Genomic DNA, 26,122 nt, shown 5'->3' on the forward strand with positions numbered 1-26,122 from the left:
GCTGTCGGACGAAGAGAGATCGGCGCCCGCGCCGCGGAAGGTCAGGGCGTCCGCCCTCGTCGCGCTCGCCCTCGTCGCCGTCGGCGTCTACGGGCTCGACCAGTTCAGCAAGTTCCTCATCGTCTCGAATCTCGCGGTCGGTGAGCAGGTCCCGGTGCTTGGGGAGGTCCTGCAGTTCCACTTCGTGAAGAACTCGGGTGCAGCCTTCTCGCTCGCGAGCGGTTCGACCTGGATCTTTTCGATCGTCGCAGCAGGCGTTGCCGTCTTCATCATCTGGTACGCCGGCCGCATCCGTTCGATGTCGTGGGCGATCCTGTTCGGGATGCTCCTCGGCGGAACGCTGGGAAACCTCACCGATCGCCTGTTCCGTGAGCCGAGTTTCGGGCTCGGGCATGTGATCGACTTCGTCCAGGTCTGGGGCTTCCCGGCGATCTTCAACGTCGCCGACTCCTTCATCGTCGCGAGCATGGGGCTCTTCATCATCCTGTCGCTACGGGGGACCCGCCTGGACGGAACCCACCCGCGGAAGGCGATCGCCACTGCCGGGACCGCTGGGGAGGCCGCAGTGGAGACCTCGTCGGAAACACCAGACCGGTAGGCCGATGGAGTCCCGCAGCCTCCCGGTCCCTCCTGGCGCTGCCGGTGAGCGTGTCGATGCCGCCCTCGCGAAGATTCTCGGGTTCTCCCGCAGTTTCGCCGTCGAGGTCCTCGAGGCGGGCGGTGTCACGGTCGACGGGGCGCCTGTCGCGAAATCCGACCGGCTGAGGGAGGGGGCCTGGCTCGAGGTGGTCTGGGAGCCCCGAAGGCCCCCCGCGGTCGTCCCGCTCGCGGTTCCCGGCCTGCGCGTCGTCCATCAGGATGCCGACATCGTCGTCGTCGACAAACCGGTCGGAGTCGCGGCGCACCCCTCGATGGGATGGACCGGGCCGACCGTGCTCGGCGCCCTCGCCGCCGCCGGCATCCGGGTCAGCACCTCCGGGGCGGCCGAACGGGCCGGGATCGTGCATCGCCTCGACGTGGGGACGAGCGGGCTCATGGTCGTGGCAGGCAGCGAGCGCGCCTACACCGAGCTCAAGCGCGCCTTCCACGACCGGGAGGTCGGGAAGATCTACCACGCCGTCGCCCAGGGGCATCCGGATCCGCTCCGAGGGACGATCGACGCTCCCATCGGGAGGCACCCGGGCTCGCGCTGGAAGTTCGCGGTCACGAGCGACGGCAAGCCCTCCGTCACGCACTACGAGACGATCGAGGCGTTCCGTGCCGCCTCGCTGCTCGAGATCCACCTGGAGACCGGTCGCACCCACCAGATCCGGGTGCACCTGGCCGCCCAGCGCCATCCCTGCGTCGGCGACGAGACGTACGGCGCCGACCCGGCACTGTCTGCTCGCCTCGGTCTCGAGCGGCAGTGGCTGCACGCCGTGCGACTGCGGTTCCGGCACCCGGGCTCGGGGGAGCAGGTCGAGTTCACCTCGCCCTACCCGGCGGATCTCGAGCATGCGCTCGAGGTGCTCCGGGCCGACTGACAGGCCGTCGGACGGCACGTCGTCTGCGCCGTCCGACCCGCGCTGGCTTAAGCTGGTGTGACACCCTCGGCCCGTCGGAGAACCAGTGGCATCCAGCAGCGACTCGTTCGTGCACCTGCACGTCCACAGCGAGTACTCGATGCTGGACGGCGCCGCCCGGGTCTCGCCGCTGATCGCCGCCGCGGTCGAGCAGCAGATGCCGGCGATCGCGGTCACCGACCACGGGAACATGTTCGGCGCCTACGATTTCTGGCACACCGCGACCGAGGCCGGCATCAAGCCGATCATCGGCACCGAGGCCTACCTGACCCCCGGCACCGACCGCAGGGACAAGACGCGCACTCGCTGGGGCGACGGCGGCGAGAACGACGTGGGCGGCAACGGCGCGTACACCCACATGACGCTCCTCGCGAAGGACAACACCGGCCTGCACAACCTGTTCCGGATGTCCTCGCTCGCCTCGATCGAAGGCTTCTACTACCGGCCCAGAATGGACCGCGAGCTCCTCAGCAGGTATGCGGAGGGCGTCATCGCGACGACCGGCTGCGTCGGAGGCGAGGTGCAGACGCGTCTGCGGCTCGGCCAGTACGACGAGGCGCGGAAGGCGGCGGCGGAGTTCCAGGACATCTTCGGCAAGGAGAACTTCTACTGCGAGATCATGGACCACGGCATCGACATCGAACGCCGGACCATGACCGAGCTCCTCGCCCTCGCCAAGGAGCTCGGGATGCCGCTCGTGGCGACCAACGACCTGCACTACACGCATCCGGGCGACGCGGACGCCCACGCGGCACTGCTGTGCGTCCAGTCCGCCTCGACGCTCGATGACCCGAACCGGTTCAAGTTCGACTCGCAGGAGTTCTACCTCAAGTCGGCCGCGGAGATGCGGGCGCTCTTCTCCGACCACCCCGAGGCGGTCTCGAACACGCTGCTCATCGCCGAGGCCTGCGAGGTCTCGTTCGAGAAGCGCGACCTCATGCCGCGGTTCCCGGTGCCGGAAGGGCACACCGAGGCGACCTGGTTCGCCGCAGAGGTGGAGCGCGGCCTGGCCGAGCGTTTTCCGGCCGGTGTGCCGGAGAAACACCGTGCGCAGGCCGACTACGAGGTCGGCGTCATCAACCAGATGGGGTTCCCCGGCTATTTCCTCGTCGTCGCCGACTTCATCGGCTGGGCGCGCGAGCACGGCATCCGGGTCGGCCCGGGCCGCGGATCGGCCGCCGGATCCCTCGTCGCCTGGGCGATGAAGATCACCGGCCTCGACCCGCTCGCGCACGGCCTCATCTTCGAGCGCTTCCTGAACCCCGACCGCATCTCGATGCCCGACATCGACATCGACTTCGACGACCGGCGCCGCGGCGAGGTCATCCGCTACGTCACCGAGAAATACGGCGACGACCGGGTCGCCCAGATCGTGACCTACGGCACGATCAAGGCCAAGCAGGCGCTCAAGGACTCCGCCCGCGTGCTCGGGATGCCCTACGCCGTCGGCGAGAAGCTCACCAAGGCCATGCCGCCGCCCATCATGGGAAAGGACATGGGGCTCGCCGACGTCACGAACAAGGACTCGGCTCGCTACAAGGAGGCCGGCGACCTGCGCGCGCTCGTCGACACCGACCCCGAGGCCGCCCGCGTGTTCGCGACCGCGTTGGGCATCGAGAACCTCAAGCGGCAGTGGGGGGTGCACGCGGCGGGGGTCATCATGTCCGCCGAGCCGCTCATCGACGTGCTCCCGATCATGAAGCGCGAGGATGACGGCGCCATCATCACCCAGTTCGACCAGCCGCCGTGCGAGAAGCTCGGGCTGCTCAAGATGGACTTCTTAGGCCTTCGCAACCTCACGGTGCTGCAGGATGCGCTCGCCTCGATCGCCTCCAACCGCGGGGTGGATGTCGTACTCGAGGACCTCGACCTGAACGGCGACGCGAAGACCTACGAGCTGCTCGCTCACGGCGACACCCTCGGCGTGTTCCAGCTGGACGGCGGTCCGCTGCGGGCGCTCCTCAAGCAGCTCAAGCCCGACAGCTTCAACGACATCACGGCCGTCATCGCCCTGTACCGGCCCGGCCCCATGGGCATGAACTCGCACACCAGGTACGCCCTGCGCAAGAACGGGCTCGAGGGGGTCGACGCGATCCATCCCGAGCTCGCCGAACCGCTCGCCGACATCCTGGGGGAGACCTACGGGCTCGTCATCTACCAGGAGCAGGTCATGGCCGCAGCCCAGAAGGTGGCCGGATTCACCCTCAGTCAGGCCGACACGCTGCGGAAGGCGATGGGCAAGAAGGACCTCAAGGTCCTCAACAAGGAGTTCGCGAACTTCGCGGCCGGCATGGAGAAGAACGGCTACAGCAAGGCGGCCGCGAGCGCGCTGTGGGACATCATGGTCCCCTTCTCCGACTACGGCTTCAACAAGTCCCATGGGGCCGCCTACGCGGTTCTCAGCTACTGGACGGCCTACCTCAAGGCCAACTACCCGGCCGAGTACATGGCAGCGCTCCTGACGAGCGTTGGCGACTCCAAGGACAAGCTCGGCGTGTATCTCGCGGAGTGCCGCCGGATGGGCATCCAGGTTCTCGCCCCGGACGTCAACGAGTCGGCGGGGGACTTCACGGCCGCCGGCGACGACATCCGATTCGGGCTCGGTGCGGTCCGGAACGTGGGGGCCAACGTCGTCGACGCCATCCGGTCCGCACGCGAGGAGAAGGGGCGGTTCGAGAGCTTCCACGACTTCCTGCACAAGGTGCCGATCCCGGTCGCGAACAAGCGCACGGTCGAGTCGCTCGTGAAGGCGGGCGCGTTCGACTCGCTCGGTGCCACGCGGCGCGCCCTCATCGAGATCCACGAGGATGCCGTCGAGGCCGCCGTGACCCAGAAGCGTGCCGAGGCGAACGGCCAGGTCGGGTTCGACTTCGACAGCCTGTGGGAGGAGCCGCAGCCGGTCAACAAGGTTCCCGACCGGCCGGAGTGGTCGAAGCGCGACAAGCTGGCCTTCGAGCGGGAGATGCTGGGGCTCTACGTCTCCGACCATCCGCTGGCCGGACTCGAGCTGCAGCTGGCCAAGCACGCGAGCGTCGGGATCTCCGAGCTCATCGCGGGGGAGGCGGCCTCCGACGGCGAGACCGTGTCGATCGCGGGACTCATCACGAGCGTGCAGCACCGCACGGCGCGCAACAGCGGGAACCCCTACGGGATCATCCAGGTCGAGGATTTCGGCGCGGAGATCTCGATCATGTTCCTCGGCAAGACCTACCAGGAGTTCTCGCCCGCCCTCGTGAACGACTCGATCGTCGTCGTCAAGGGCAGAGTCAACCAGCGCGACGACGGCGTCGCCCTGCACGCCGTGAGCCTGTTCTCTCCCGACCTCGGGCAGAGTCTCGGGGCGGGACCGCTGGTCATCTCGGTGCCGGAGTCCCGGGCGACGACGGATGTCGTCACGGCGCTCAACGACGTGCTCATCCGCCATTCGGGAGACAACGAGGTCCGGCTCAAGCTCGTCAAGGGCGACAGCGCCCGGATGTTCGAGGTGCCGTACCCGGTGAGCGTGAGCGCCGACCTGTACGGCGAGCTCAAGTCGCTTCTCGGCCCCAACTGCCTGAGTTAGCGATGCGGGCGGGTCCTGCGGCCGCGGCTAGGCTGGGTTCTGCCATGATCGCCACGATTGACCTGCGCGGGACAGCGCATAGCGCTGCCGAGCTCTCGGGACTCATGCCGCGTGCCCGCGTCGACGTCTCGGCGGCGACGGAGGCGGCCGCCGAGCTCATCGACGACGTACGGGAACGGGCTTCCGCGGCGCTGCTCGATCAGGCCGAACGGCTCGACGGGGTGCGACCGGGCGCCCTGCGTGTTCCGGAGCGCGACCTGCGCCGCGCGGTCGAACAGCTCGCGCCTGCGGTGCGGGAGGCGCTCGAGGAGGCCATCCGGCGCGTCCGGGCCGTGTCGACCGCTCAGCTGCCGGTACCGATCACGACCGGGCTCGGCGACGGTGCGCTCGTGCAGCAGCGCTGGCAGCCGATCCGCCGTGTCGGTCTCTACGTGCCGGGCGGGAAGGCCGTCTATCCTTCGAGCGTCATCATGAACGTCGTCCCGGCGCAGGTCGCCGGAGTCGCCTCCGTGGCCCTGGCCTCACCGCCGCAGAAGGACTTCGGAGGGGGTGTGCATCCGACGGTCCTTGCCGCGGCGGGGCTGCTCGGCATCGACGAGGTCTACGCCATGGGCGGCGCGGGCGCGATCGGGGCCTTCGCCTGGGGGGTCGCCGACCTGGGGCTCGAGCCCGTCGACCTCGTGACCGGTCCTGGCAACATCTGGGTCGCCGCCGCCAAGCGCCTCGTGCGCGGGCAGGTCGGCATCGACGCCGAGGCCGGACCGACGGAGATCCTGATCATCGCCGACGAGGACGCCGATCCGGTGCTCGTCGCCGCCGACCTCGTGAGCCAGGCAGAGCACGATGAGCTCGCCGCGGCCGTGCTCGTGACGGACTCCGCCGATTTCGCCACCCGGGCACGCGCTGAGCTCGGCCTGCTCGCCGAGAGCGCCCACCACGGAACCCGGGTGCGCACCTCCCTCGGAGGCGAGCAGTCCGCCATCGTCATCGTCGACAGCCTCGCGTCGGCTGCAGCCTTCAGCAACGCGTACGGCCCGGAGCACCTCGAGTTGCAGGTGCGCGATCCGGATGCCCTGCTCGCGTCGATCGACAGCGCGGGCGCGATCTTCCTGGGCGAGCACTCGCCGGTGAGCCTCGGCGACTACCTCGCAGGCTCCAACCACGTACTGCCGACGGGCGGGCAGGCCCGGTTCTCCTCGGGGCTCGGCGTGGCGACGTTCCTGAGGCCGCAGCAGGTCATCCGCTATGACCGCGGGGGGCTTCGCGGCGTGGCTGAGCACATCACGGCACTCGCGAATGCTGAGGACCTGCCGGCGCATGCCGCGGCGGTGACCGCGCGCTTCTCCACGGAGTAGCCGGAGCAACCCGCCAGCGTCCGCAGTCCCGGCATCTCCAGGCCGGTGGCGTACTCTTGAGGCACTATGTTCTGCCCGTTCTGCCGGTATCCGGACTCCCGCGTCGTCGACTCGCGCACGAGCGACGACGGTCTGTCGATCCGCCGACGCCGCCAGTGCCCGGAGTGCGGTCGCCGGTTCAGCACGACCGAGACGGCGAGCCTCAACGTCGTCAAGCGAAGCGGTGTCGTGCAGCCGTTCAGCCGGGAGAAGATCGTGGCCGGCGTCCGCAAGGCCTGTCAGGGCCGCCCGGTGACCGACACCGATCTCGCCGTGCTCGCCCAGCAGGTCGAGGAGGCCATCCGCGCGACGGGCGTCTCCCAGATCGACGCGAACGACATCGGGCTCGCCATCCTGCCTCCGCTGCGGGAGCTCGACGAGGTCGCCTACCTCAGGTTCGCGAGCGTCTATCAGGGCTTCGACTCGCTCGAGGACTTCGAGTCGGCCATCACCCTCCTGAGGGTCGAACACGAGACGGCCGAGGCACCCGAAACGCGCTGATCGGCCCCTCGCGCCCGCTAGGCTGGCGAGCGCATGTATCGCCTCCTGTTCCGAGTGTTCCTGTCGCGGCTCGACGCCGAGCGCGCGCACGCCCTCGCCTTCGCCGTCATCCGGATGCTCGGCCTCCCGGGCCTCTCCGGCGTCACCCGCGTCCTGACCCGCCCGGCGCCCTCGCTCGCCGTCGAGACGATGGGCCTGCGCTTCGAATCGCCGTTCGGCATCGCCGCCGGCTTCGACAAGGACGCCACGGGCGTTCACGGTCTCTGGAGCCTCGGCTTCGGCCACGTCGAGGTCGGCACCGTGACCGCGCTCGCCCAGCCGGGCAACGAACGCCCCCGCCTGTTCCGCCTCATCCCGGATCGCGCGCTCATCAATCGCATGGGCTTCAACAACCACGGCGCAGCGGATGCCGTCCCGCGCCTGAAGAGGGAGCGTCGCCGCCGCCGACGCCCCGTCGTCGGCGCGAACATCGGCAAGTCGCGTGTCGTCGCGGTCGAGGATGCGGTCGCGGACTACCTCGAGAGCACCCGCGTCCTGGCCCCGGTCGCGGACTACCTCGTCGTCAACGTGAGTTCACCGAACACGCCGGGGCTCCGCGGCCTCCAGGAGCTCGACCGGCTGGAACCGCTCCTCACCGCAGTGCGCGACGCGGCGGGGACGACACCCGTGCTCGTCAAGATCGCACCGGAGCTCGAGGACCAGGCGGTGCTGCGGGTCTCCTCGCTCGCGGTCGGACTCGGCCTCGCCGGGGTCGTCGCCACGAACACCACGCTCTCGCGCGAGGGGCTCGTGACCGACGCGAAGGTCGTCGCCGCGTCCGGGGAGGGCGGCCTCTCCGGCGCACCGCTCGGCGCACGGTCGCTCGAGGTCCTGCGCATCCTGAGGGCAGCGGTACCGGTGGAATTCTGCATCATCTCGGTCGGCGGCGTGGAGACCGCGGAGCAGGTGCAGGAGAGGCTCGACGCGGGGGCTACGCTCGTGCAGGGCTACACGGGCTTCCTCTACCGCGGTCCGCTCTGGGCCAGGCAGATCAACAGGGGCCTCGCGCGGAGTGCTACGAGGGGTACTGCCCGCGCCTGACCTGAGGCTTCGGCAACCGCATCACCCGTAGCTGCATCGCCCGCATGGCGGCGTACCAACGGTTGCCGCGCTGGAGCTTGTCGTCGCCGAACTTCGCGGCGAGCCTGCGGTTCACGATGAATCCGAGGATGATCCCGTCGATCACGGCGACGAGGAAGAACAGCCAGAGCCCCGCGATCCCGATGAGCTGTACGCGCTCGTCGTTGATGAAGGTCAGGATGATGACGATGAACATGACCGGAATGAGAACTTCGCCGACACTGAACCGGGCGTCGACGTAGTCGCGGATCCAGCGGCGCTGCGGACCCTTGTCACGCACCGGCAGGTACTTCTCCTCGCCGGCGGCCATACCGACCCTGGCCTTCTCGCGCGCCTCGGCCATCTTGGCGCGGGAGGCCTTGGCCGCGGCCTTGCGGTCGTTGCTCACGAGCGGGCGCAGGTTGGCGGCCTCGCGCTCCTTGCGCGTGGGGGTCGGCCGACCCTTGCCGGACATCGTGCCGTCGGTGTTCAGCTCGTCGTCCGGCGCTTCGTCGCTCTTGCCTGCCTTGGCCACATTCCATCCCTGCTGTCGGTGTGCGCTTAAGATTACCGGTATGACCTCCTCACCCTCCGCCACCGAGCGCCTGGCGGATGCCGTCGGCGCAGGCCTGCCCTCCGCGATCGCCGACCTCTGCGACCTCGTGCGGATCCCCTCCGTCTCCTGGGCGGCCTTCGACCCGGCGAACGTCCGGCGCAGCGCCGAGGCCGTCGTCGAGCTCGTGAACGACCTCGGGGTGTTCGAGTCGGTGCGGATCTCGCAGGCGAAGATCGGCAGCACGGAGAACTTCGGCCAGCCGGCGATCCTCGCAACGCGGGCGGCTCGCAACGGCCGGCCCACCATCGTGCTCTATGCCCACCACGACGTGCAGCCCCCCGGCAAGGACGAGGACTGGGAGTCCCCGCCGTTCGAGCCGACGGTGCGCGGGGACCGCCTCTATGGCCGCGGCGCCGCTGACGACAAGGCCGGCGTCATGGCGCACATCGCCGCGATCCGCGCCCTCGTCGAGGCCGAAGGTCCCGACTTCGATCTCGGGCTCGTCCTCTTCTTCGAAGGGGAGGAGGAGTTCGGTTCGCGCTCCTTCAAGAACTTCCTGCTCCAGCATCGGGAGGAGCTCTCCGCCGATGTCATCGTCGTCGCCGACTCCGACAACTGGAACGTGGACACCCCCGCACTCACGGTCGCCCTCCGCGGCAACGTCACGTTCCGGCTCACCGTGCGCACGCTCGACCACGCCTCCCACTCCGGAATGTTCGGTGGCGCGGCCCCGGACGCCATGCTCGCCATGATCCGGCTGCTCGCGACCCTGCACGACGAGTCGGGGAGCGTCGCCGTCGAAGGGCTCACGAGCACCGCTGGCGAGACTCCGGCGTACCCGGAGTCGCAGTTGCGCGAGGAGGCCGCCCTGCTGGACGGGGTGGCCCCGATCGGCGCCGGAGACATCCTGAGCCGCTTGTGGTACCAGCCGGCCATCACCGTGACCGGCATCGATGCACCGTCGGTGGCGAACGCGTCCAACACCCTCCTGCCGGCGGTCTCGGTACGGATCAGCGCTCGCATCGCACCCGGCCAGAGTGCCGCATCCGCCTTCGAGGCCCTCGAGAAGCATGTGCGCGCCGCTGCACCGTTCGGTGCCGTCGTCGAGATCGACGACATCGACCGGGGTGACCCGTTCCTCGTCGACACGAGCGGTTGGGCGGTCGCCGAGGCCAAGGATGCGATGCTCCAGGCCTGGGGCGTCGAACCGGTCGAGACCGGGATCGGCGGCTCGATCCCGTTCATCTCCGACCTCGTCGAGCTCTTTCCCCAGACGCAGGTGCTCGTGACGGGCGTCGAGGACCCCGACTCGCGGGCCCACAGCCCCAATGAGTCGCTGCACCTGGGCGTCTTCCGCCGTGCCATCCTCACCGAAGCGGTGCTCCTGTCGAAACTCAACGCTCGCGGATGATGCGCTTACACTGGAAGAGAGCCTCGAGGGAGCAGAGATGACCGAGACCATTGCACCGGACCGCACCGCGACCCCCGCCCACGGTGTCAGCCTGACGAGCGCGGCGGCCCAGAAGGTGCGCACGCTGTGCAAGCAGGAGGGCAGGGACGACCTGCGCCTTCGCGTCGCCGTCCAGCCCGGGGGATGCTCCGGCCTCATCTACCAGCTGTACTTCGACGAGCGCCTGCTCGACGGTGACACCACCGTCGACTTCGAGGGTGTCGAGGTCGTGGTCGACAAGATGAGCGTTCCCTATCTCGATGGCGCGGCCATCGATTTCGAGGACACCATCCAGAAGCAGGGCTTCACGATCGACAACCCCAATGCGGCGGGTAGCTGCGCGTGCGGGGATTCCTTCCACTAGGGCGGGTTTCCGGCCGGAAGGGCGCGTCCTTCGGAGTAGGCTGGAGGCAGTCAATAGACTGCGATTGTCAGTCTCCGTGTCATCCGAGAGGTCCACAAGTGCGTTCTCCTCGCCGTCTCCGATGGATTGCCATCCCGACCGCTCTGGGCGTCGCCCTCGCCCTCGCGGGGTGCACGCAGCAGCAGTTGCGCGGCTTCCTGCCGGGGGAGCCCGGAATCACCAACCACACCGACGACGTCACGGGCCTCTGGGTCACGAGCTGGATCATCCTGCTGGGCGTCGGGCTCCTCGTGTGGGGCCTCATCATCTGGACGGCGGTCGTCTACCGCCGCCGCAAGGGCCAGACCGGACTGCCGGTGCAACTGCGCTACAACATGCCGATCGAGATCTTCTACACGATCGTCCCGCTCATCCTGGTCCTGGGGTTCTTCGCCTTCACTGCGCGCGACCAGGCGAAGATCGAGGCGCCGACGGCGAATCCGGATGTCGAGATCCAGGTCTTCGGCAAGCGCTGGGCCTGGGACTTCAACTACCTCAACGTCGGTCCCAACGGCGATGGAGTCCACTACTCGGGCGTGCAGGCCCAGGAGATCGACACCGCACCGTTCATCGACTACGACCAGCTGCCGGTGCTCTACCTGCCGGTCGGCAAGTCCGTCTCGATCGACATCGAGAGCCGCGACGTCGTCCACTCGTTCTGGGTTCCCGACTTCCTCTACAAGAAGGACATGATCCCGGGCCACACGAACCACATGTACTTCACGCCTCTCAAGGAGGGGACGTACATGGGCAAGTGCGCCGAGCTCTGCGGCGAATACCACTCGCTCATGCTCTTCCAGGTGAAGGTCGTCTCCGAGTCGGAGTACGAGGCGTACATCCAGAGTCTCGTCGACCAGGGCCAGACCGGCATCCGCGGGCCGGAGTACAACACGAACACCAACCAGCCGGGCACCGAAGCCCCGACCGGCAACGAGTAGGGCAAGCAGATCATGAGCACAACGACAGCACCCCGAGGCACCGAGCAGCGCACGAGCGAGTCACGGCCGACCGCTCCGCAGCAACCGAAGCGGGGGAGCGTGCAGGACTTCGGGGCCTCGAGGGTCGGCACCAAGGGCGACCTCATCGTCGACTGGATCACGACGACCGATCACAAGAAGATCGGTTACTTGTACCTCATCACCTCGTTCATCTACTTCTGCCTCGGCGGGGTCATGGCGCTCGTCATCCGCGCCCAGCTCTTCGAGCCGGGCCTCGAGCTGCTGCAGACGAAGGAACAGTACAACCAGCTGTTCACGATGCACGGGACGATCATGCTGCTCATGTTCGCGACGCCGCTCTTCGCGGGCTTCGTGAACGTCATCATGCCCCTGCAGATCGGCGCGCCGGATGTCGCCTTCCCGCGGCTGAACGCCCTCGCCTACTGGTTCTACAGCTTCGGCAGCCTCATCGCCGTGGCCGGATTCCTCACCCCGCAGGGGGCGGCATCGTTCGGCTGGTTCGCCTACGCTCCGCTCTCCGAGACGACGTTCTCGCCTGGGGCCGGAGGCAACCTCTGGGTGTTCGGTCTCGCCCTGAGCGGGTTCGGGACGATCCTCGGTGCGGTGAACTTCATCACGACGATCATCACGATGCGTGCACCGGGTATGACGATGTTCCGGATGCCGATCTTCACCTGGAACGCGATGGTCACCTCGATTCTCGTGCTCATGGCCTTCCCGCCCCTCGCTGCGGCCCTCCTCGGCCTCGGCATGGACCGGGTCTTCGGCGGACACATCTACAACGTCGAGGCCGGTGGCGCCATCCTCTGGCAGCACCTGTTCTGGTTCTTCGGGCATCCGGAGGTCTACATCATCGCCTTGCCGTTCTTCGGCATCGTCTCGGAGGTGTTCCCGGTCTTCAGCCGAAAGCCGGTCTTCGGCTACAAGACGCTCGTCGGCGCGACAGTGGCCATCGCGGCGCTGTCGGTCACCGTGTGGGCGCACCACATGTACGTGACCGGATCGGTGCTGCTGCCGTTCTTCTCGCTCATGACCATGCTCATCGCGGTGCCGACCGGCGTCAAGATCTTCAACTGGATAGGCACGATGTGGCGCGGTTCGATCACCTTCGAGGCCGCCATGCTCTGGGCGATCGGCTTCCTCGTGACCTTCACCTTCGGTGGGCTCACCGGCGTCATCCTCGCCTCGCCGCCGCTCGACTTCCACGTCTCCGACACCTACTTCGTCGTCGCGCACTTCCACTACGTGGTCTTCGGCACCGTGGTGTTCGCGATGTTCAGCGGCTTCTACTTCTGGTGGCCCAAGTGGACGGGCAAGATGCTCAACGAGCGTCTCGGCAAGGTGCACTTCTGGTTGCTGTTCCTCGGATTCCACACGACCTTCCTCGTGCAGCACTGGCTCGGCGTCATGGGGATGCCGCGCCGCTACGCGACCTACCAGCCGGAAGACGGCTTCACCTGGATGAACCAGTTGTCGACGATGGGTGCGATGCTGCTCGGGATCTCGATGATCCCGTTCCTGTACAACGTGTACATCACGGCTCGCCGGGCGCCCAGGGTCACGGTGAACGACCCGTGGGGCTACGGTCGCTCCCTCGAGTGGGCGACCTCCTGCCCGCCCCCGCGCCACAACTTCACCTCGATTCCGCGCATCCGCTCCGAGTCGCCGGCCTTCGACCTCAACCACCCGGAAGCCGCGGCCCTGCAGTACGGGATCGGGCCAGGCAAGGATGCGCCGGACGCCCCGGTGGTCGACCTCAGCGACGAGAAAGTGAAGTAGCGTGAAGACCAACACTCATCTGTTCTGGATCCTCACGGCCTTCTTCTGGGGATCGTGCGTCATGTACACGATCTGGAGTCTCGTCGATCCGTTCCACGGATACGTCGAATGGGTCGGAACGGTCGCGCTCGCGCTGTGCGGTGCCCTCTTCGCCCTCATCGCCTTCTATCTTGGCAAGCATCACAAGGCCCAGGGCGGGGAACTGCCGGAGGACCTCCCCTACGCGAACATCGATGACGGGGACACCGAGGTCGGCTTCTACAGTCCGTGGAGCTGGTGGCCCGTCATGCTGGGAGCCGGTGCGGCTCTGGTCTTCCTCGGTATTGCGATCGGCGCCTGGATCGCGTTCATCGGCGCCGCCTTCGCGTTCGTGAGCATCGTCGGCTGGACCTACGAGTACTACCGCGGATACTTTGGCCGTTAGTCCTCCTCCTGCCATCCGGTACGCTGTGCCGGGCGACAGCGGTGCCGTGTTCGGCCTGCTGGCGCAGCTGGGCGAGCAGTACACTCCCAATCGGCCGGTCTTCGACGCAGCATTCGCCGATGCCATCAAGCAGGCCGATGATCACATCCTGTTCGTGGCTGACGACGGCGGCGTGGTGATCGGGTATGCCCTGGCGACGATCGCCCGCCTGTTCTACACGAATGGCGACTCAGCACAGCTGCAGGAGCTCGTCGTGGACGAGAGCTCGCGCGGCAGGGGGATCGGTAGCCTGCTCGTGGGGGAGATCGAGCGCGAGTGCCTCGACCGCGGGGTGCAGCAGCTCACGGTCGCAACACTGCGCAGCGCCTCGTTCTACGAGCGGCTCGACTACCGGTCGACAGCGGACTTCCTCAAGAAGCGTTTCGACGAGCGCGGGTGAGCCTGGAGCGTCGACCATTTCTGGTCGACGCCGCGACGCCCGGTCCCGGGCGCAGGGCCGAAGCGCCCCTAGTGGTGCCCTTCGCCGGACTCCAGCTCCCTGCGAGTCGCCGGCGAGATGCGGTCCTCGAAGAACCAGCGGGAGAACACGGCACGCACGCGTTGTACGGGAGAGATCTTTCCGCGGGCATCCGGACGAATCATGAGCGGCTTGTAGTCGACGTAGTCGACCAGACGCCAGCGCTCGTAGTCGTCGAGCTGCTGGTGCACTTCGTGGTATTCGCCACCGGGGAGCCTGATCATGCGCCCGGACTCGTAGCCGTGGAGCGCGATCTCGCGATCCTTCTTCTGCAGCGAGAGGCAGATCCGTTTCGCGGTGAAGTAGGCCACGATGGGCGCAAGGATGAGCAGTGCCTGCAGCGAGTGCGTGACCGCTTCGATGGTGAGGTGGAAGTGCGTGGCGATGACATCCGAACCGGCAGCGGCCCACAGGACGGCGTAGAAGGTCACACCGGCCGCACCGATGGCGGTACGGGTCGGGGCGTTGCGCGGACGCTCGGTGATGTGATGCTCGCGCTTGTCCCCGGTGATCCACGCCTCGAGGAATGGGTAGAACATGACGGCCACGATGAACAGTCCGATGACCGCGAGCGGCACGAGGATGTTGAGCGAGAAGGTGTGATCCCAGAGCACGAACTCCCAGCCCGGCGGCACGAGTCGCAGGCCGCCATCCGCGAAGCCGATGTACCAGTCCGGTTGGGTTCCGGCCGAGATCGGTGAGGGGTCGTACGGCCCGTAGTTCCAGATCGGGTTGATCGTGAAGAAGGAGGAGATGAGGGTGATGACGCCGAACACGACGAAGAAGAAGCCGCCGGCCTTGGCAGCGAAGTTCGGCATGATCGGCACGCCGACCACATTGTCGTTGGTGGCTCCGGGGGCGGCATACTGCGTGTGCTTGTTGATGACCATGAGCAGCAGGTGCAGGCCGAGAGCGGCGACAAGGATCGCCGGCAGAAGCAGGATGTGGAGGGAGTACAGGCGCGGAACGATGACCGTGCCGGGGAACTCTCCGCCGAACAGGAGGTAGGAGATCCAGGTTCCGGCGAGCGGGATACCCTTGACCATGCCGTCGATGATGCGCAGCCCGTTGCCGGAGAGCAGGTCATCCGGAAGCGAGTAGCCGGTGAAGCCTTCTCCCATGGCGAGGATGAAGAGCACGAAGCCGATGACCCAGTTGAGCTCGCGCGGCTTCTTGAATGAGCCGTTGAAGAACACGCGCAGCATGTGCAGGCCGATGGCCGCCACGAACAGCAGGGCGGCCCAGTGGTGCACCTGGCGCATGAGAAGGCCACCGCGGATGTCGAAGGTGATGTCGAGTGTCGAGGCGTACGCCGCTGACATCTCGATGCCCTTGAACGGTACGTAGGAGCCGTCGTAATGGACCTCGGTCATGGTGGGCTCGAAGAAGAACGTAAGGAAGGTGCCCGACAGGAGGATCACGATGAAGCTGTAGAGCGCGACCTCGCCGAGCATGAACGACCAGTGGTCGGGGAAGATCTTGCGGCCGAGCTCCTTGGTGATGCCGGAGATGCTCGTGCGCTCGTCGAGGTAGTTCGCGACGGCACCCGTGAAACGCGACCCGCGCGTGGGGGCCTGCGGCGTCGCCGTGGTCGACTCTGCGGTGGTCATGAACGCTCCCAGAAGCTCGGGCCGACAGGTTCGTGGAAGTCGCTGCGGGCGACGAGGTAGCCCTGCGAGTCCACGGTGATGGGAAGTTGGGGGAGGGCGCGCTTGGCCGGGCCGAAGATGACCTTCGCCTCGTGGCTGATGTCGAACTGCGACTGGTGGCAGGGGCACAGCAGGTGGTGGGTGTGCTGTTCCGCAAGCGCCACCGGGCATCCGACATGCGTGCAGATCTTCGAGTAGGCGACGATGCCCTGGTAGTTCCAGTCCGAACGCTCGGGGGAGATGTGGAGGTCTTCGGGCTTGAGGCGCATGAGGAGCACGGCGGCCTTGGCCTTCTCCTCGAGCTTGTGCTCGGCATCCTCGAGGTTCTCGGGGATGACATGGAAGACCGAGCCGATCGTGACATCCGACGCTTTGATGGGCGTGCCGGAGGGGTCTCGCGTGAGACGGACGTTCTTGTCCCACAGCGTCGTCCGCAGGAGGGCGACGGGGTCTGCCGCAGGGGCGAGGTCACGGAACATGACGACGGCGGGAAGCGGGGAGACGACGAGGGCACCGATAAGACTGTTGCGGATGAGAGTGCGCCGCCCGAAGCCGGACTCCTCGTTGCCGAGCTTGAACACCTCGACGGCAGCGGCCCGCGTCTCCTCACGGCCGCGCGTGGGGTGGCGCGGCTCCGTCCACTCGCCGCCCTTCATGAGGTTCTTGGCCCAGTAGATCGAACCGAGACCGATCGCGAGGAGCGCGAGAGAGATCCCGACACCGAGGAACAGGTTGTTGAGCCTCACCGAATCCATGTCGCCGGGGACGATCGGGAAGATGACGTAGGCGACGACCGCGAACAGGCTCGCGACGACGGAGAACAGGAACAGTCCTCCCACGCGGCGCTCGGCCGTCTTCTCCGTCTTGGGATCGAGATCGGTGGCGCGCGGCCGGTGCGGTAGCAGCCCGGGGTTCTCGAATGCTCCCGACGGGACGACGGCGGTGCCGATGGAGACGTCGCGGGGTGTGGTCGTCGCGACGTCCGATCCGGCGGCTTTTTCGCCGTCTTTCTGAACCATGTCGTTCCCTTCGATTGCTGCGGTCAGTGGTGCTGAGTCAGTTGGGCCTGGCGGTGATCCAGATCGTCACGCCGACGATCGCACCGAGGCCGAAGATCCAGATGAAGAGGCCTTCGGCAACCGGGCCGAGTCCGCCGAGGTCGACGCCGCCGACCGAGGAGTGCTCCTGCTGGTACTTGAGGAAGCTGATGATGTCGGCCTTGTCCTGCGGGCTCAGGTTGAGGTCGCTGAACACCGGCATGTTCTGTGGGCCGGTTTCCATCGCCTCGTAGATGTGGCGGGCCTCGACGCCCGCGAGCGACGGGGCGAACTTGCCCTCGGTGAGCGCGCCACCGGCACCGGCGACGTTATGGCACATCGCGCAGTTGGTGCGGAACAGCTGGCCGCCGAGAGCGATATCGCCGTCACCCTTCAGCCACTTCTCATCCGGGATCGCCGGGCCGGGTGCCAGGCTCGCGATGTAGTCGGCTACGGCGTCGATCTGCTCCTGGGTGAACTGCAGCGGCTTCTCGGCGCCCTGCGGGCCCTGGAAGGCGAGCGGCATACGGCCGGTACCCATCTGGAAGTCGACGGAACTCGCGCCGACGCCGTAGAGGCTGGGGCCCTTGTCCGTGCCCATAGCGCTTAAGCCGTGGCAGGAGGCGCAGTTGGCCGCGAAGACCTTCTGCCCTTCGGTGATCGACTGCTGGCTCGCGGCGGTCGATTCGGCGGTCGCCGAGGTCGACAGGAGCGCGTAGGCGCCCCCGGTCGTGAGCAGGCCGATCGTGATGAGGGCGACCGTTGCAAGCGGGTGCCGACGACCGCTCGGCCGACGACCAGCGATCGAAGTGTGAGTGCGCATTCTCTTTCCGGGTTCCTTATTTGAGTACATAGATGACCAGGAACAGCCCGATCCACACCACGTCGACGAAGTGCCAGTAGTACGAGACCACGATGGCGCTCGTTGCTTCCTTGTGCGTGAAGTTCTTGACGCTGAAGACGCGACCGATCACGAGCAGGAACGCGATGAGCCCGCCGATGACGTGCAGGCCGTGGAACCCCGTGGTGATGTAGAACGCCGAGCCGTACTGATTCGAGCTCATGCTGATGTGCTCGGCGACGAGGTTCGCGTATTCGAAGATCTGGCCGATGACGAACACGGCGCCCATGGCATAGGTGAGGAAGAACCACTCGACCATGCCCCATTGGGTCGGTTTCCATCCGGTGGCCCTCCCCTGGAGGCGTTCGGCCGCGAAGACGCCGAACTGGCAGGTCACCGACGACAGGACGAGGATCGTCGTGTTGCCGAGCGCATACCAGACGTCGAGTTTCGAGGTCTCGAAGGCCCAGAGCCCGGGGGAGGTCGACCGGAGGGTGAAGTAGATCGCGAAGAGGCCCGCGAAGAACATGACCTCGCTGCCGAGCCAGACGATCGTTCCCACCGCGACGACGCTCGGACGGTTGACGACGGGGATGCCGACATTGTGCGAGAGAGAGGTGCTGGTCACGCTTTCCATTATGGCCGATATTACGAAGGACTTCGCCATTCCAGCGGGCCAGTCCGCCGAATAGCTAGGATCGCTCCTGTGTCTACCGTTCCGACCTGGCCCGACCTGCTCACAACACTGCTCGACGGGAGGAATCTCTCCATCAGCGAGGCCTCCTGGGCCATGCGAAGGATCGTGACGGGGGAGGCCACGTCAGCCCAGCTCGCGGCCTTCCTGGTCGCACTGCGCGCCAAGGGCGAGACGGTCGACGAGATCGTCGGGTTCCGGGATGCCGTGCTCGAGAACGCACGACCCCTTGCCCTGGACCCCATGGCGATCGACATCGTCGGCACCGGCGGGGACCGGTTCGGGACCGTGAACGTGTCGACCATGGCGTCGATCGTCGCCGCGGCATCCGGTGCCCCGGTCATCAAGCACGGCAACAAGGCGGCGAGCTCGGCGGCGGGATCGTCGGATGTGCTGTCTGCGCTCGGCCTCCGTCTCGACCTGGACGAGGTGCGGATCGCCGAGGTCTTCGCGGAGACCGGGATCACCTTCGCCTATGCGGCGCACTTCCATCCCGGATTCCGCCATGCCGGTGCCGTGCGCAGCGAGTTGGCGATCCCGACGGTCTTCAACTTCCTCGGGCCGCTCTGCAATCCGGCGCGCTGCGAGGCGAATGCGGTGGGCGTCGCGAACCTCTCCAAGGTTCCGCTGTTCGTCGGAGTGTTCCAGACGAGGGGAGCGACCGCGCTCGTGTTCCGCGGCGACGACGGCCTCGATGAGCTCACGACGACGGGTCACAGCCATATCTGGGAGGTCTCCCGCGGTGCCGTGACCGAGCACGACCTCGACCCGGGTGAACTCGGCATCGCGCGTGCGGAGCTCTCGGATCTCCTCGGCGGTGACCCGGAGCACAATGCCGCCATCGCGCGGCGAGTGCTCGCGGGGGAGGGGGGCCCGGTGCGTGACATCGTGCTGCTCAACGCCGCGGCCGGGCTCGTCTCCTACGATCTCGCCCGCAACCCCGCCGAGGTGCAGGTACCCATCGTCGAGCGGTTCCGCGCCAAGCTCGCGGTGGCCGGCGAGGCCATCGACTCGGGCGCTGCCGGTCGCAAGCTCGACGAATGGGTCGCGGCGACGAACCGCTGAGCCTCATCGCCGGCTGAAGATCAGGGGCCGACGCGCTCCAGCCCCAGCCACTCGGCGAGACCGTCCAGTTCACCGTGCACGGCATCCTTCGTGTCGGCGTCGAAGGGGGCGTCTTCGTGGATGGCGTGCACGGTGAGGATGCCGGCCTTCCGGTCGGCCTTCGCGTCGACCTTGCCGACGAGCTCGTCGTCGTGGAGCACGGGAAGGGCGAAGTAGCCCCACTGGCGCTTCGCCTCCGGCTTGTACATCTCGAGGGTGTACTCGAAGCCGAAGAGCTGCCGTGCGCGCACCCGGTCGTAGCCCAGTCGGTCGAAGGGGGAGAGGAGGGCGGTGCGCCCCTCGAAACGCTCGCTCCCGGCCGCCTCGAGTGCCGCGGGATCGACGCGCCAGGTACCAGGGACCCCCTCGACGGTGGCCTCCTCGCCCGCCTCTCCGACGTGCACCGGCTCGATCGGCTGCTCGGGTGCCTTCGCCCTCGCGATCCCGAGGGCGGCGAGCCGGCGCTCGTCGCGGATGCGGACGGCATCCGCGAACGGGATCGCGACGGCGTCGGCCGGGTACACGCGTTCGGCGAGGTCCCAGAACCGTTCGCGACCCTTGCGGTGGGAGATCGCGATCTCTCCGCGCATCGCGAGGATCTCGAGCAGTTGGGTCGTGTTGCGGTTGTTGGTCCATCCGCTCGAGGCCCACGGCACCGCCGCAGTGTCGGGAAGGTCGCGCGAGGCCAGCGGGCCGGCATCGCGCAGTCGCGCCAGTACGTCGCGGTGGAAGCTTCGGTTCGCAGTGAGCCACTCGCGTGTGCGTTCCCGATGCGGTGCTCCCTGCATACCGGCGAGGAAGAGCGGCAGATCCTCCATCGGGCGGATGAGAGCGTCGAACTCGAACAGGGTGCGATCCACTTCGAGCGCTCGTGTGAGGTCCTCAGGGCGGTAGACGGCGCCGAGCCGGCTCCAGGCGACGAGGTCGGCGTTCGGGGCGATCGCCGCCGTCGGGTCGACCTGGAGGAGAGTGAGCTGCTTCACGAGCGGGACGAGGCCTGGCGCTCGTCGAGCACTGAGCGCCTGGCTGCGCACGGCGAGACGCCGGGCGGTTCGCAAGTCGAGGTGATGTGCAGTCACGGGGACGAGAATACGGGGGGCCGCCGACGATGGGCGTAGATTCTCTGGGATGGCGACATTGCACACCGAGCGCCTCGAGCTCCGACCGTGGCGTCGGGACGATGTCGACTTCGTCTTCGACCTCTACTCGCGATGGGACGTCAAGCGCTACATCGGTCGTGAGCCGCGCGTCATGGAGGACCGCTCGGAGGCCGTCGCGCTCCTGGACCGGCTGGTGTCCTTCGACGATCCGGTGCAGGGGTACTGGGCGGTGGAGCGGACCGTCGCCGGTGCCGGGGCGGGGCAGTTGGTCGGGACGATCCTTGTGAAGTCGATTCCGGCATCCGGACCCGCTGAGCCGCTCGAACCCTCGGGGGACATCGAGATCGGCTGGCACTTTCACCCCGACTCGTGGGGGATGGGGCTGGCGTCCGAGGCGGCCGCTGCCGTTCTGGCCCACGCATTCGCCGGAGGTCTCGAGAGGGTGGTCGCGGTGACCAATCCGCTGAACCTCGCCTCGCGGAGAGTGTGCGAGCGCATCGGCATGAGCCACGAAGGCCAGACGGATGCGTACTACAACGCGACGTGCGAACTGTATGTCGCCGTGGGTGGCTCACGCTGAGCTGAAAGGGACGTGTGGCTCCCCTCCGATCGTGGCTCAGGCTGGCGGGCTCATCCTCTGGTCAGCTCTTTCGGCGAGGCTGTCTCGTGAGAGCTCGGAGACGCTCGTGTGCCCGCTGAGCCCGAGCGCGATGTCGAACTCGGCCACGAGGTTGCGCAGCACCTCACGAACCCCGGCGGATCCGGCGATGGCGAGTCCGTAGACCCAGGGCCGCCCGACGAGGACCGCTGAGGCGCCGAGCGCCATCGCCTTGAGGATGTCGCTGCCGCCCCGGATGCCGCTGTCGAAGAGCACGGGGACCGCCCCGTTCACGGTGTCGACGATCGCGGGGAGGGCGTCCAGCGAGCCGATGGCGCCGTCGATCTGGCGGCCGCCGTGGTTCGAGACGACGATGCCGTCGACGCCGGCCGCGAGAGCCCGCTTCGCATCATCCGGATGCTGGATGCCCTTGAGCACGATCGGCAGGCTCGTGTGCTCGCGCGCGAACGCCAGTTCGTCCCAGGTCAGCGACGGCCGCGAGAAGACGTCGAGGAAGGTCTCGACCGCTGCCTTCGGTTCGCCCGAGCGCAGGTTTTCGAAGAACCGGCCGGGGTGGTTGCGCGTCATGTCGAGGAGAGTCCTGACCGCACTGGGGGTGATTCGCGGCGGGGCGCCGGCGGAGGGAGCCGCGGCGCGCTCGCGCACGATGGCGCGGAAGACGGGATCGCTCGTGTACTGGGCGATGCCGATGCCGTGGATGAAGGGCAGGTAGGCGAGGTCGAGGTCCTGCGGCCGCCAACCGAGGGTGTGCGTGTCGAGGGTGATGACGATGGCCTGCGCGCCGGCGCCCTCCGCCCGCCGGAGGAGGCTCGCAACGAGGTCGTCCGAGCTGCTCCAATAGAGCTGGAACCAGCGGGGCGAGTCGCCCATGACCGCCGCAGTCTCTTCCATGGTCTTCGAGGCCTGGTTGGAGAATATATAAGGAATACCCAGCTCAGCTGTCGCCCGGGCGACGGCGAGGTCCGCATCCGGATGTACGAGCCCGAGGGCGCCGACTGGTGCGGCGATGACGGGGGAGGGGTAGCGGTGCCCGAAGAGGTCGATGCCGAGGTCGCGGACGGCGACGTTGCGCAGGACGCGGGGGAGTATCCGCCATCGATCGAGTGCACTGCGGTTCGCCGCCGCGGTCGTCTCGGAGCCGCTGGACCCGGCGACGTAGGCCCAGGCCTCGGGGGACATGGCGGCATGTGCTGCGTCGTACAGCGCCTGCGCGGCGGTGGGCACGGCAGGTCGGCGACCGCTCGCGCCGTCTCGGTAGATGGTCGATTGGGTCTCGCGTCCGAAGCCGGTCACGGATCGTTCCTGCGCCATTGTCAGCCTCCCGTCCTCCATGGTGCTCCGTAGGCGCCGAGGGCGACAAGTGGTGCTCGGGGTTTCGCGAACGGCTGGCAGTTTTGCCCAACCATTCCTGTGCGGCGTACCGTGGGGCTCATGGCAACGGAGTCGAGTCACTCGGTGCTTGCAGACCGCTTGCGGCGCCGCGTCGTTGAGACCGGTGTGATCAGCGCCGAGCTGCGCGAAGGCGCCATGCACGCGGGTGGAGCGGAGCACGACGATCTCGGGGCCCCGTATGACGTCCTGGCGCGAACAATCGGAACGGCGTCCTATCGGGTGACGGATGCTCAGGTGGGTGCCGTGCGAGAGGCAGCCGAATCGGATCAGGCCGCGTTCGAGATCGTCATGTCCGCAAGTGTGGGAGCCGGGTTGAAACGGTGGGACGCTGCGGCTCGAGCGATCCGGGAGGCGGCAGATGCGGCTCGCTGAAGTCGAGCGCGGCGACACCCTCGGGCATCGCATCCTGATTCGGATGATTTCACGGTTCGCCGGATACCGGTTGCCGGATGCCGCTCGGGTGGCGTTCTACGACCGGAGATTCGTCGGGCCGGTCTTGGGGGAGTGGACCCAGAAGACGATGCGGGGGCCGGGTTCATGGTCGGTGTCAGAACGTGAGCTGATGGCGGCGATGGTCGCGTCCTGGAACACCTGCCCGTTCTGCATCGGCGCACACCGCGCGATCGCGGTGCGGGGGATAGAGCCGGCGGTGGCCGATGCCGTTCTCGCGGACTATCGCACCGCACCGATCAGTGACCGCCTCCGTGCCGCACTGGTCTTCCTCGAGCGGATGACCAGGGAGCCCGACCAGCTCTCGGCGGACGACGCTCGAGCGGCCCTGGACGCCGGGCTCACCACCGAAGAACTGGAGGACGCCGCGGCCGTTGCGGCACTGTTCAACATCATCGCGCGCAACGCCAACGCCCTGGACTTCGAGATCCCCAGCGCCAGCGATTTCGAGAGCGCTGCCGGCATGCTGCTGCGCCGCGGCTACGCCTGACCCTTGTACTGACATAATGTGTATTATCGGTGATTAAGATCACCCATCAGGCGAGTAGTGGTCAGGAGCCGACATACGTTGCCAGGTGCTGGCCGGTCAGCGTCGAACGATCGGCGACGAGCTCAGCCGGTGTTCCTTCGAAGACGATTCGACCGCCGTCGTGGCCGGCGCCGGGCCCCAGGTCGACGATCCAGTCGGCATGCGCCATGACCGCCTGGTGGTGCTCGATGACGATGACCGACTTGCCTGAGTCGACGAGTCGATCCAGCAGGCCGAGCAGCTGTTCGATATCCGCGAGATGAAGCCCGCTCGTCGGCTCGTCAAGCACGTAGATCTCGCCCTTCTCCCCCATGTGCGTCGCCAACTTGAGTCTTTGTCGCTCACCGCCGGAGAGCGTCGTGAGCGGTTGGCCGAGCCGCAGGTATCCGAGCCCGACATCCGCGAGACGCTCCAGGATCGCCTGTGCGGCCGGGATGCGCGCGTCGCCCTCGCTGAAGAAAGGCAGCGCCTCGGCGACGGGCAGGTCGAGCACCTCGGCGATGTTCAGGCCGCCCAGGTGGTAATCCAGCACGGATGCCTCGAATCGCTTGCCCTCGCACACCTCGCAGGTCGTGCTGACACCCGCCATGACACCCAGGTCGGTGTAGATGACGCCAGCGCCGTTGCAGTTCGGGCATGCGCCCTCGGAGTTGGCGCTGAAGAGCGCCGGCTTGACCCCGTTGGCTTTCGCGAAAGCCTTGCGGATGGGCTCTAGAAGGCCCGTGTAGGTCGCCGGGTTGCTTCGCCTCGAGCCGCGGATCGCCCCCTGGTCGACCGCGACGACGCCATCCTGCCTGGACACCGAGCCCTGGATGAGTGAACTCTTCCCGGAGCCGGCAACACCGGTGACCACCACCAGCACGCCGAGCGGGATGTCGACGTCGACATCCCGCAGGTTGTTTGCGGTGGCCCCGCGAATCTCCAGCTTGTGCGCTGAGTTGCGGACCGACGGCTTGAGGGATGCTCGGTCGTCCAGGTGACGGCCGGTCACGGTGTCGCTCGTCCGCAACCCCTCGACGGTGCCCTCGAAGACCACCTCCCCTCCCCCGGTCCCAGCACCCGGGCCGAGATCCACCACGTGGTCGGCGATCTGGATCGCCTCTGGCTTGTGCTCGACGACGAGCACGGTGTTGCCCTTGTCGCGAAGTTGCAGGAGCAGGTCGTTCATCCTCTGGATGTCGTGCGGATGCAGCCCGATGGTCGGCTCGTCGAAGACGTAGGTGACGTCGGTGAGCGACGACCCGAGGTGGCGGATCATCTTGGTGCGCTGCGACTCGCCGCCCGACAGCGTGCCGGCCGGCCGGTCGAGGCTCAGGTAGCCGAGGCCGATCTCCACGAAGGAGTCGAGGGTCTCCCCCAGCGACGTGAGCAGCGGCGCGACCGACGGTTCGTCGAGACTGCGCACCCATTCGGCGAGGTCGCTGATCTGCATCGCACAGGCATCCGCGATGTTGATCCCGTTGATCTTCGAGGAACGGGCGCCCTCACTGAGGCGGGTGCCGTGGCATTCCGGGCAGGTGGTGAAGGTGATCACTCGATCGACGAATGCACGGATATGAGGTTGCATCGCCTCCCGGTCCTTGGACAGGATCGACTTCTGGATCTTCGGGATCAGACCCTCATAGGTCAGGTTGATGCCCTCGACCTTGATCTTCGTCGGCTCCTTGTACAGCAGGTCGTCCAGCTCCTTCTCGGTGAACCTGCTGATCGGCTTGTCCATGTCGAAGAAGCCGCTGCCGCCGAAGATGCGCCCGTACCAGCCGTCCATGCTGTAGCCGGGGACGGTGAGCGCGCCCTCGCTGAGCGTCTTGCTGTCGTCGAAGAGCTCGGTCAGGTCGAAGTCGTTGACCGTGCCCATCCCTTCACAGCGCGGGCACATACCGCCGGTGATACTGAAGTCGCGCCGCTCCTTGACCGCCTTGCCGGCGCGCTCGAACTTCACAGCACCGGCGCCGCTGATCGACGCGACGTTGAACGAGAACGCCTGCGGGGAGCCGATGTGCGGTTGGCCGAGTCGGCTGAACAGGATGCGCAGCAGGGCGTTGGCGTCGGTGGCGGTGCCGACCGTGGAGCGGACGTTGGCGCCCATGCGCTCCTGGTCGACGATGATCGCCGTCGTGAGCCCGGAGAGCACGTCGACGTCGGGCCGCGCGAGCGTCGGCATGAATCCCTGCACGAATGAGCTATAGGTCTCGTTGATCATCCGCTGCGACTCGGCGGCGATCGTACTGAACACGAGCGAGCTCTTGCCGGAGCCGGAGACACCGGTGAACACCGTCAGTCGGCGCTTCGGGATGTCGACGCTGATGTTCTTGAGGTTGTTCTCGCGCGCGCCGTGAACCTGAATGAGATCGTGGCGATCGGCAACCATGTCCATAGGGGCCAGCCTAGTTGCGGCCCTGGGCCTGGGCCTGGGCTTCTCGGTTCCTGATCGGTCCGGGCATCCGCGGGCCATTGCCCACTCGAAAACAGTTAGGCTAGGCTAACCTACGGTCCAGCGCT

The 26,122-nt window shown here is 67.3% G+C and carries 24 protein-coding genes; 16 read left to right on the forward strand and 8 right to left on the reverse strand.

Going from position 1 to position 26,122, the window contains the following annotated elements:
• Position 1 precedes the first annotated feature (1 nt).
• The 6 genes from lspA to ABD678_RS10040 all read left to right on the forward strand — a co-directional run bounded on the left by lspA (position 2) and on the right by ABD678_RS10040 (position 8,099).
• Positions 2-598 carry a signal peptidase II gene (gene lspA / locus ABD678_RS10015; protein WP_344757164.1) on the forward strand — a complete coding sequence of 199 codons (597 nt, stop codon included), beginning with the start codon at positions 2-4 and terminating at the stop codon, positions 596-598.
• Positions 599-602: 4 nt separating this feature from the next.
• Positions 603-1,523: an RluA family pseudouridine synthase gene (locus ABD678_RS10020; RefSeq protein ID WP_344756218.1), complete on the forward strand. Its 921-nt coding sequence runs from the start codon at positions 603-605 to the stop codon at positions 1,521-1,523.
• Between the two features lie 85 nt (positions 1,524-1,608).
• Entirely contained in the window at positions 1,609-5,124 is a 3,516-nt protein-coding gene (dnaE, locus tag ABD678_RS10025; protein WP_344756220.1) for a DNA polymerase III subunit alpha, read from the forward strand.
• Positions 5,125-5,168: 44 nt separating this feature from the next.
• Complete coding sequence (gene hisD, locus ABD678_RS10030; protein ID WP_344756222.1) at positions 5,169-6,479, forward strand: histidinol dehydrogenase; 1,311 nt, start codon at positions 5,169-5,171, stop codon at positions 6,477-6,479.
• A gap of 66 nt (positions 6,480-6,545) precedes the next feature.
• On the forward strand, positions 6,546-7,019 hold the full coding sequence (gene nrdR / locus ABD678_RS10035; RefSeq protein ID WP_344756223.1) for a transcriptional regulator NrdR: 474 nt from the start codon (positions 6,546-6,548) through the stop codon (positions 7,017-7,019).
• Positions 7,020-7,052: 33 nt separating this feature from the next.
• A complete protein-coding gene (locus ABD678_RS10040) occupies positions 7,053-8,099 on the forward strand; it encodes a quinone-dependent dihydroorotate dehydrogenase (RefSeq protein ID WP_344756225.1) in 1,047 nt (348 codons plus the stop codon).
• Here the strand turns inward: ABD678_RS10040 and ABD678_RS10045 are convergent.
• The gene (locus ABD678_RS10045; RefSeq protein WP_344756227.1) at positions 8,074-8,652 is read right to left on the reverse strand and encodes a DUF3043 domain-containing protein; all 579 of its coding nucleotides are present in this window, start codon (positions 8,650-8,652) and stop codon (positions 8,074-8,076) included. The genes ABD678_RS10040 and ABD678_RS10045 overlap by 26 nt on opposite strands.
• Before the next feature lie 40 nt (positions 8,653-8,692).
• On the opposite strand from ABD678_RS10045, the gene ABD678_RS10050 reads away from it, so the two are divergent.
• From ABD678_RS10050 to ABD678_RS10075, 6 genes are all read left to right on the forward strand, one after another.
• Positions 8,693-10,084, forward strand: coding sequence for a dipeptidase (locus tag ABD678_RS10050; RefSeq protein WP_344756229.1), 1,392 nt, complete (start codon positions 8,693-8,695; stop codon positions 10,082-10,084).
• Between the two features lie 37 nt (positions 10,085-10,121).
• Complete coding sequence (gene erpA, locus ABD678_RS10055; RefSeq protein WP_344756231.1) at positions 10,122-10,487, forward strand: iron-sulfur cluster insertion protein ErpA; 366 nt, start codon at positions 10,122-10,124, stop codon at positions 10,485-10,487.
• A gap of 98 nt (positions 10,488-10,585) precedes the next feature.
• Positions 10,586-11,464 carry an aa3-type cytochrome oxidase subunit II gene (gene ctaC / locus ABD678_RS10060; protein ID WP_344756233.1) on the forward strand — a complete coding sequence of 293 codons (879 nt, stop codon included), beginning with the start codon at positions 10,586-10,588 and terminating at the stop codon, positions 11,462-11,464.
• A gap of 12 nt (positions 11,465-11,476) precedes the next feature.
• Positions 11,477-13,264 carry an aa3-type cytochrome oxidase subunit I gene (gene ctaD, locus ABD678_RS10065; protein WP_344756234.1) on the forward strand — a complete coding sequence of 596 codons (1,788 nt, stop codon included), beginning with the start codon at positions 11,477-11,479 and terminating at the stop codon, positions 13,262-13,264.
• Between the two features lies 1 nt (position 13,265).
• Positions 13,266-13,688, forward strand: coding sequence for a cytochrome c oxidase subunit 4 (locus tag ABD678_RS10070; protein ID WP_344756236.1), 423 nt, complete (start codon positions 13,266-13,268; stop codon positions 13,686-13,688).
• A gap of 25 nt (positions 13,689-13,713) precedes the next feature.
• A complete protein-coding gene (locus tag ABD678_RS10075; RefSeq protein ID WP_344756238.1) occupies positions 13,714-14,127 on the forward strand; it encodes a GNAT family N-acetyltransferase in 414 nt (137 codons plus the stop codon).
• A gap of 68 nt (positions 14,128-14,195) precedes the next feature.
• Here ABD678_RS10075 and qcrB read toward each other — a convergent pair whose 3' ends face one another.
• Genes qcrB through ctaE form a run of 4 tightly spaced genes read right to left on the reverse strand, consistent with a single transcriptional unit; the run spans position 14,196 to position 18,369 of the window.
• The gene (gene qcrB / locus ABD678_RS10080) at positions 14,196-15,815 is read right to left on the reverse strand and encodes a cytochrome bc1 complex cytochrome b subunit (protein WP_344756240.1); all 1,620 of its coding nucleotides are present in this window, start codon (positions 15,813-15,815) and stop codon (positions 14,196-14,198) included.
• Positions 15,812-16,873: a cytochrome bc1 complex Rieske iron-sulfur subunit gene (gene qcrA / locus ABD678_RS10085; RefSeq protein WP_344756242.1), complete on the reverse strand. Its 1,062-nt coding sequence runs from the start codon at positions 16,871-16,873 to the stop codon at positions 15,812-15,814. Before qcrA ends, qcrB begins: the two co-directional genes overlap by 4 nt.
• Positions 16,874-16,910: 37 nt before the next feature.
• Positions 16,911-17,714: a cytochrome bc1 complex diheme cytochrome c subunit gene (gene qcrC, locus ABD678_RS10090; protein WP_344756244.1), complete on the reverse strand. Its 804-nt coding sequence runs from the start codon at positions 17,712-17,714 to the stop codon at positions 16,911-16,913.
• Positions 17,715-17,730: 16 nt separating this feature from the next.
• Positions 17,731-18,369 (reverse strand): aa3-type cytochrome oxidase subunit III, encoded by a 639-nt coding sequence (gene ctaE, locus ABD678_RS10095; protein WP_344756246.1) that lies wholly within the window; start codon positions 18,367-18,369, stop codon positions 17,731-17,733.
• Between the two features lie 69 nt (positions 18,370-18,438).
• Between ctaE and trpD the strand changes: the two genes are divergently transcribed.
• Complete coding sequence (trpD, locus tag ABD678_RS10100) at positions 18,439-19,491, forward strand: anthranilate phosphoribosyltransferase (protein WP_344756248.1); 1,053 nt, start codon at positions 18,439-18,441, stop codon at positions 19,489-19,491.
• Between the two features lie 20 nt (positions 19,492-19,511).
• Here trpD and ABD678_RS10105 read toward each other — a convergent pair whose 3' ends face one another.
• A complete protein-coding gene (locus ABD678_RS10105) occupies positions 19,512-20,609 on the reverse strand; it encodes a DNA glycosylase AlkZ-like family protein (RefSeq protein ID WP_344756250.1) in 1,098 nt (365 codons plus the stop codon).
• 49 nt (positions 20,610-20,658) lie between these two features.
• Here ABD678_RS10105 and ABD678_RS10110 point away from each other — a divergent pair, with 49 nt between their 5' ends.
• A complete protein-coding gene (locus tag ABD678_RS10110; RefSeq protein WP_344756252.1) occupies positions 20,659-21,210 on the forward strand; it encodes a GNAT family N-acetyltransferase in 552 nt (183 codons plus the stop codon).
• A 36-nt stretch (positions 21,211-21,246) separates the two neighbouring features.
• Here ABD678_RS10110 and ABD678_RS10115 read toward each other — a convergent pair whose 3' ends face one another.
• Positions 21,247-22,542, reverse strand: coding sequence for a lactate 2-monooxygenase (locus ABD678_RS10115; RefSeq protein WP_344756254.1), 1,296 nt, complete (start codon positions 22,540-22,542; stop codon positions 21,247-21,249).
• A 138-nt stretch (positions 22,543-22,680) separates the two neighbouring features.
• Between ABD678_RS10115 and ABD678_RS10120 the strand changes: the two genes are divergently transcribed.
• Both ABD678_RS10120 and ABD678_RS10125 read left to right on the forward strand, forming a co-directional pair.
• Positions 22,681-23,013, forward strand: coding sequence for a hypothetical protein (locus ABD678_RS10120; RefSeq protein ID WP_344756256.1), 333 nt, complete (start codon positions 22,681-22,683; stop codon positions 23,011-23,013).
• Complete coding sequence (locus tag ABD678_RS10125; protein ID WP_344756257.1) at positions 23,000-23,581, forward strand: carboxymuconolactone decarboxylase family protein; 582 nt, start codon at positions 23,000-23,002, stop codon at positions 23,579-23,581. The genes ABD678_RS10120 and ABD678_RS10125 overlap by 14 nt, the downstream gene beginning before the upstream one ends.
• Positions 23,582-23,642: 61 nt before the next feature.
• On the opposite strand, the gene ABD678_RS10130 is transcribed toward ABD678_RS10125, so the two are convergent.
• Positions 23,643-25,997 carry an excinuclease ABC subunit UvrA gene (locus ABD678_RS10130; RefSeq protein WP_344756259.1) on the reverse strand — a complete coding sequence of 785 codons (2,355 nt, stop codon included), beginning with the start codon at positions 25,995-25,997 and terminating at the stop codon, positions 23,643-23,645.
• Between the last annotated feature and the right edge of the window lie 125 nt (positions 25,998-26,122).

Origin of the sequence: Leifsonella bigeumensis, from assembly GCF_039537265.1 — a bacterium.
Taxonomy (GTDB): Bacteria; Actinomycetota; Actinomycetes; order Actinomycetales; family Microbacteriaceae; genus Terrimesophilobacter; species Terrimesophilobacter bigeumensis.

Coding starts and splice junctions, on each gene's coding strand:
- ABD678_RS10020 (WP_344756218.1), top strand. CDS start 603: ATGGAGTCCCGCAGCCTCCCGGTCCCTCCTGGCGCTGCCGGTGAGCGT.
- hisD (WP_344756222.1), top strand. CDS start 5,169: ATGATCGCCACGATTGACCTGCGCGGGACAGCGCATAGCGCTGCCGAG.
- nrdR (WP_344756223.1), top strand. CDS start 6,546: ATGTTCTGCCCGTTCTGCCGGTATCCGGACTCCCGCGTCGTCGACTCG.
- ABD678_RS10040 (WP_344756225.1), top strand. CDS start 7,053: ATGTATCGCCTCCTGTTCCGAGTGTTCCTGTCGCGGCTCGACGCCGAG.
- ABD678_RS10050 (WP_344756229.1), top strand. CDS start 8,693: ATGACCTCCTCACCCTCCGCCACCGAGCGCCTGGCGGATGCCGTCGGC.
- erpA (WP_344756231.1), top strand. CDS start 10,122: ATGACCGAGACCATTGCACCGGACCGCACCGCGACCCCCGCCCACGGT.
- ctaD (WP_344756234.1), top strand. CDS start 11,477: ATGAGCACAACGACAGCACCCCGAGGCACCGAGCAGCGCACGAGCGAG.
- qcrB (WP_344756240.1), bottom strand. CDS start 15,815: ATGACCACCGCAGAGTCGACCACGGCGACGCCGCAGGCCCCCACGCGC.
- qcrA (WP_344756242.1), bottom strand. CDS start 16,873: ATGGTTCAGAAAGACGGCGAAAAAGCCGCCGGATCGGACGTCGCGACG.
- qcrC (WP_344756244.1), bottom strand. CDS start 17,714: ATGCGCACTCACACTTCGATCGCTGGTCGTCGGCCGAGCGGTCGTCGG.
- ctaE (WP_344756246.1), bottom strand. CDS start 18,369: ATGGAAAGCGTGACCAGCACCTCTCTCTCGCACAATGTCGGCATCCCC.
- ABD678_RS10110 (WP_344756252.1), top strand. CDS start 20,659: ATGGCGACATTGCACACCGAGCGCCTCGAGCTCCGACCGTGGCGTCGG.
- ABD678_RS10120 (WP_344756256.1), top strand. CDS start 22,681: ATGGCAACGGAGTCGAGTCACTCGGTGCTTGCAGACCGCTTGCGGCGC.
- ABD678_RS10125 (WP_344756257.1), top strand. CDS start 23,000: ATGCGGCTCGCTGAAGTCGAGCGCGGCGACACCCTCGGGCATCGCATC.
- ABD678_RS10130 (WP_344756259.1), bottom strand. CDS start 25,997: ATGGACATGGTTGCCGATCGCCACGATCTCATTCAGGTTCACGGCGCG.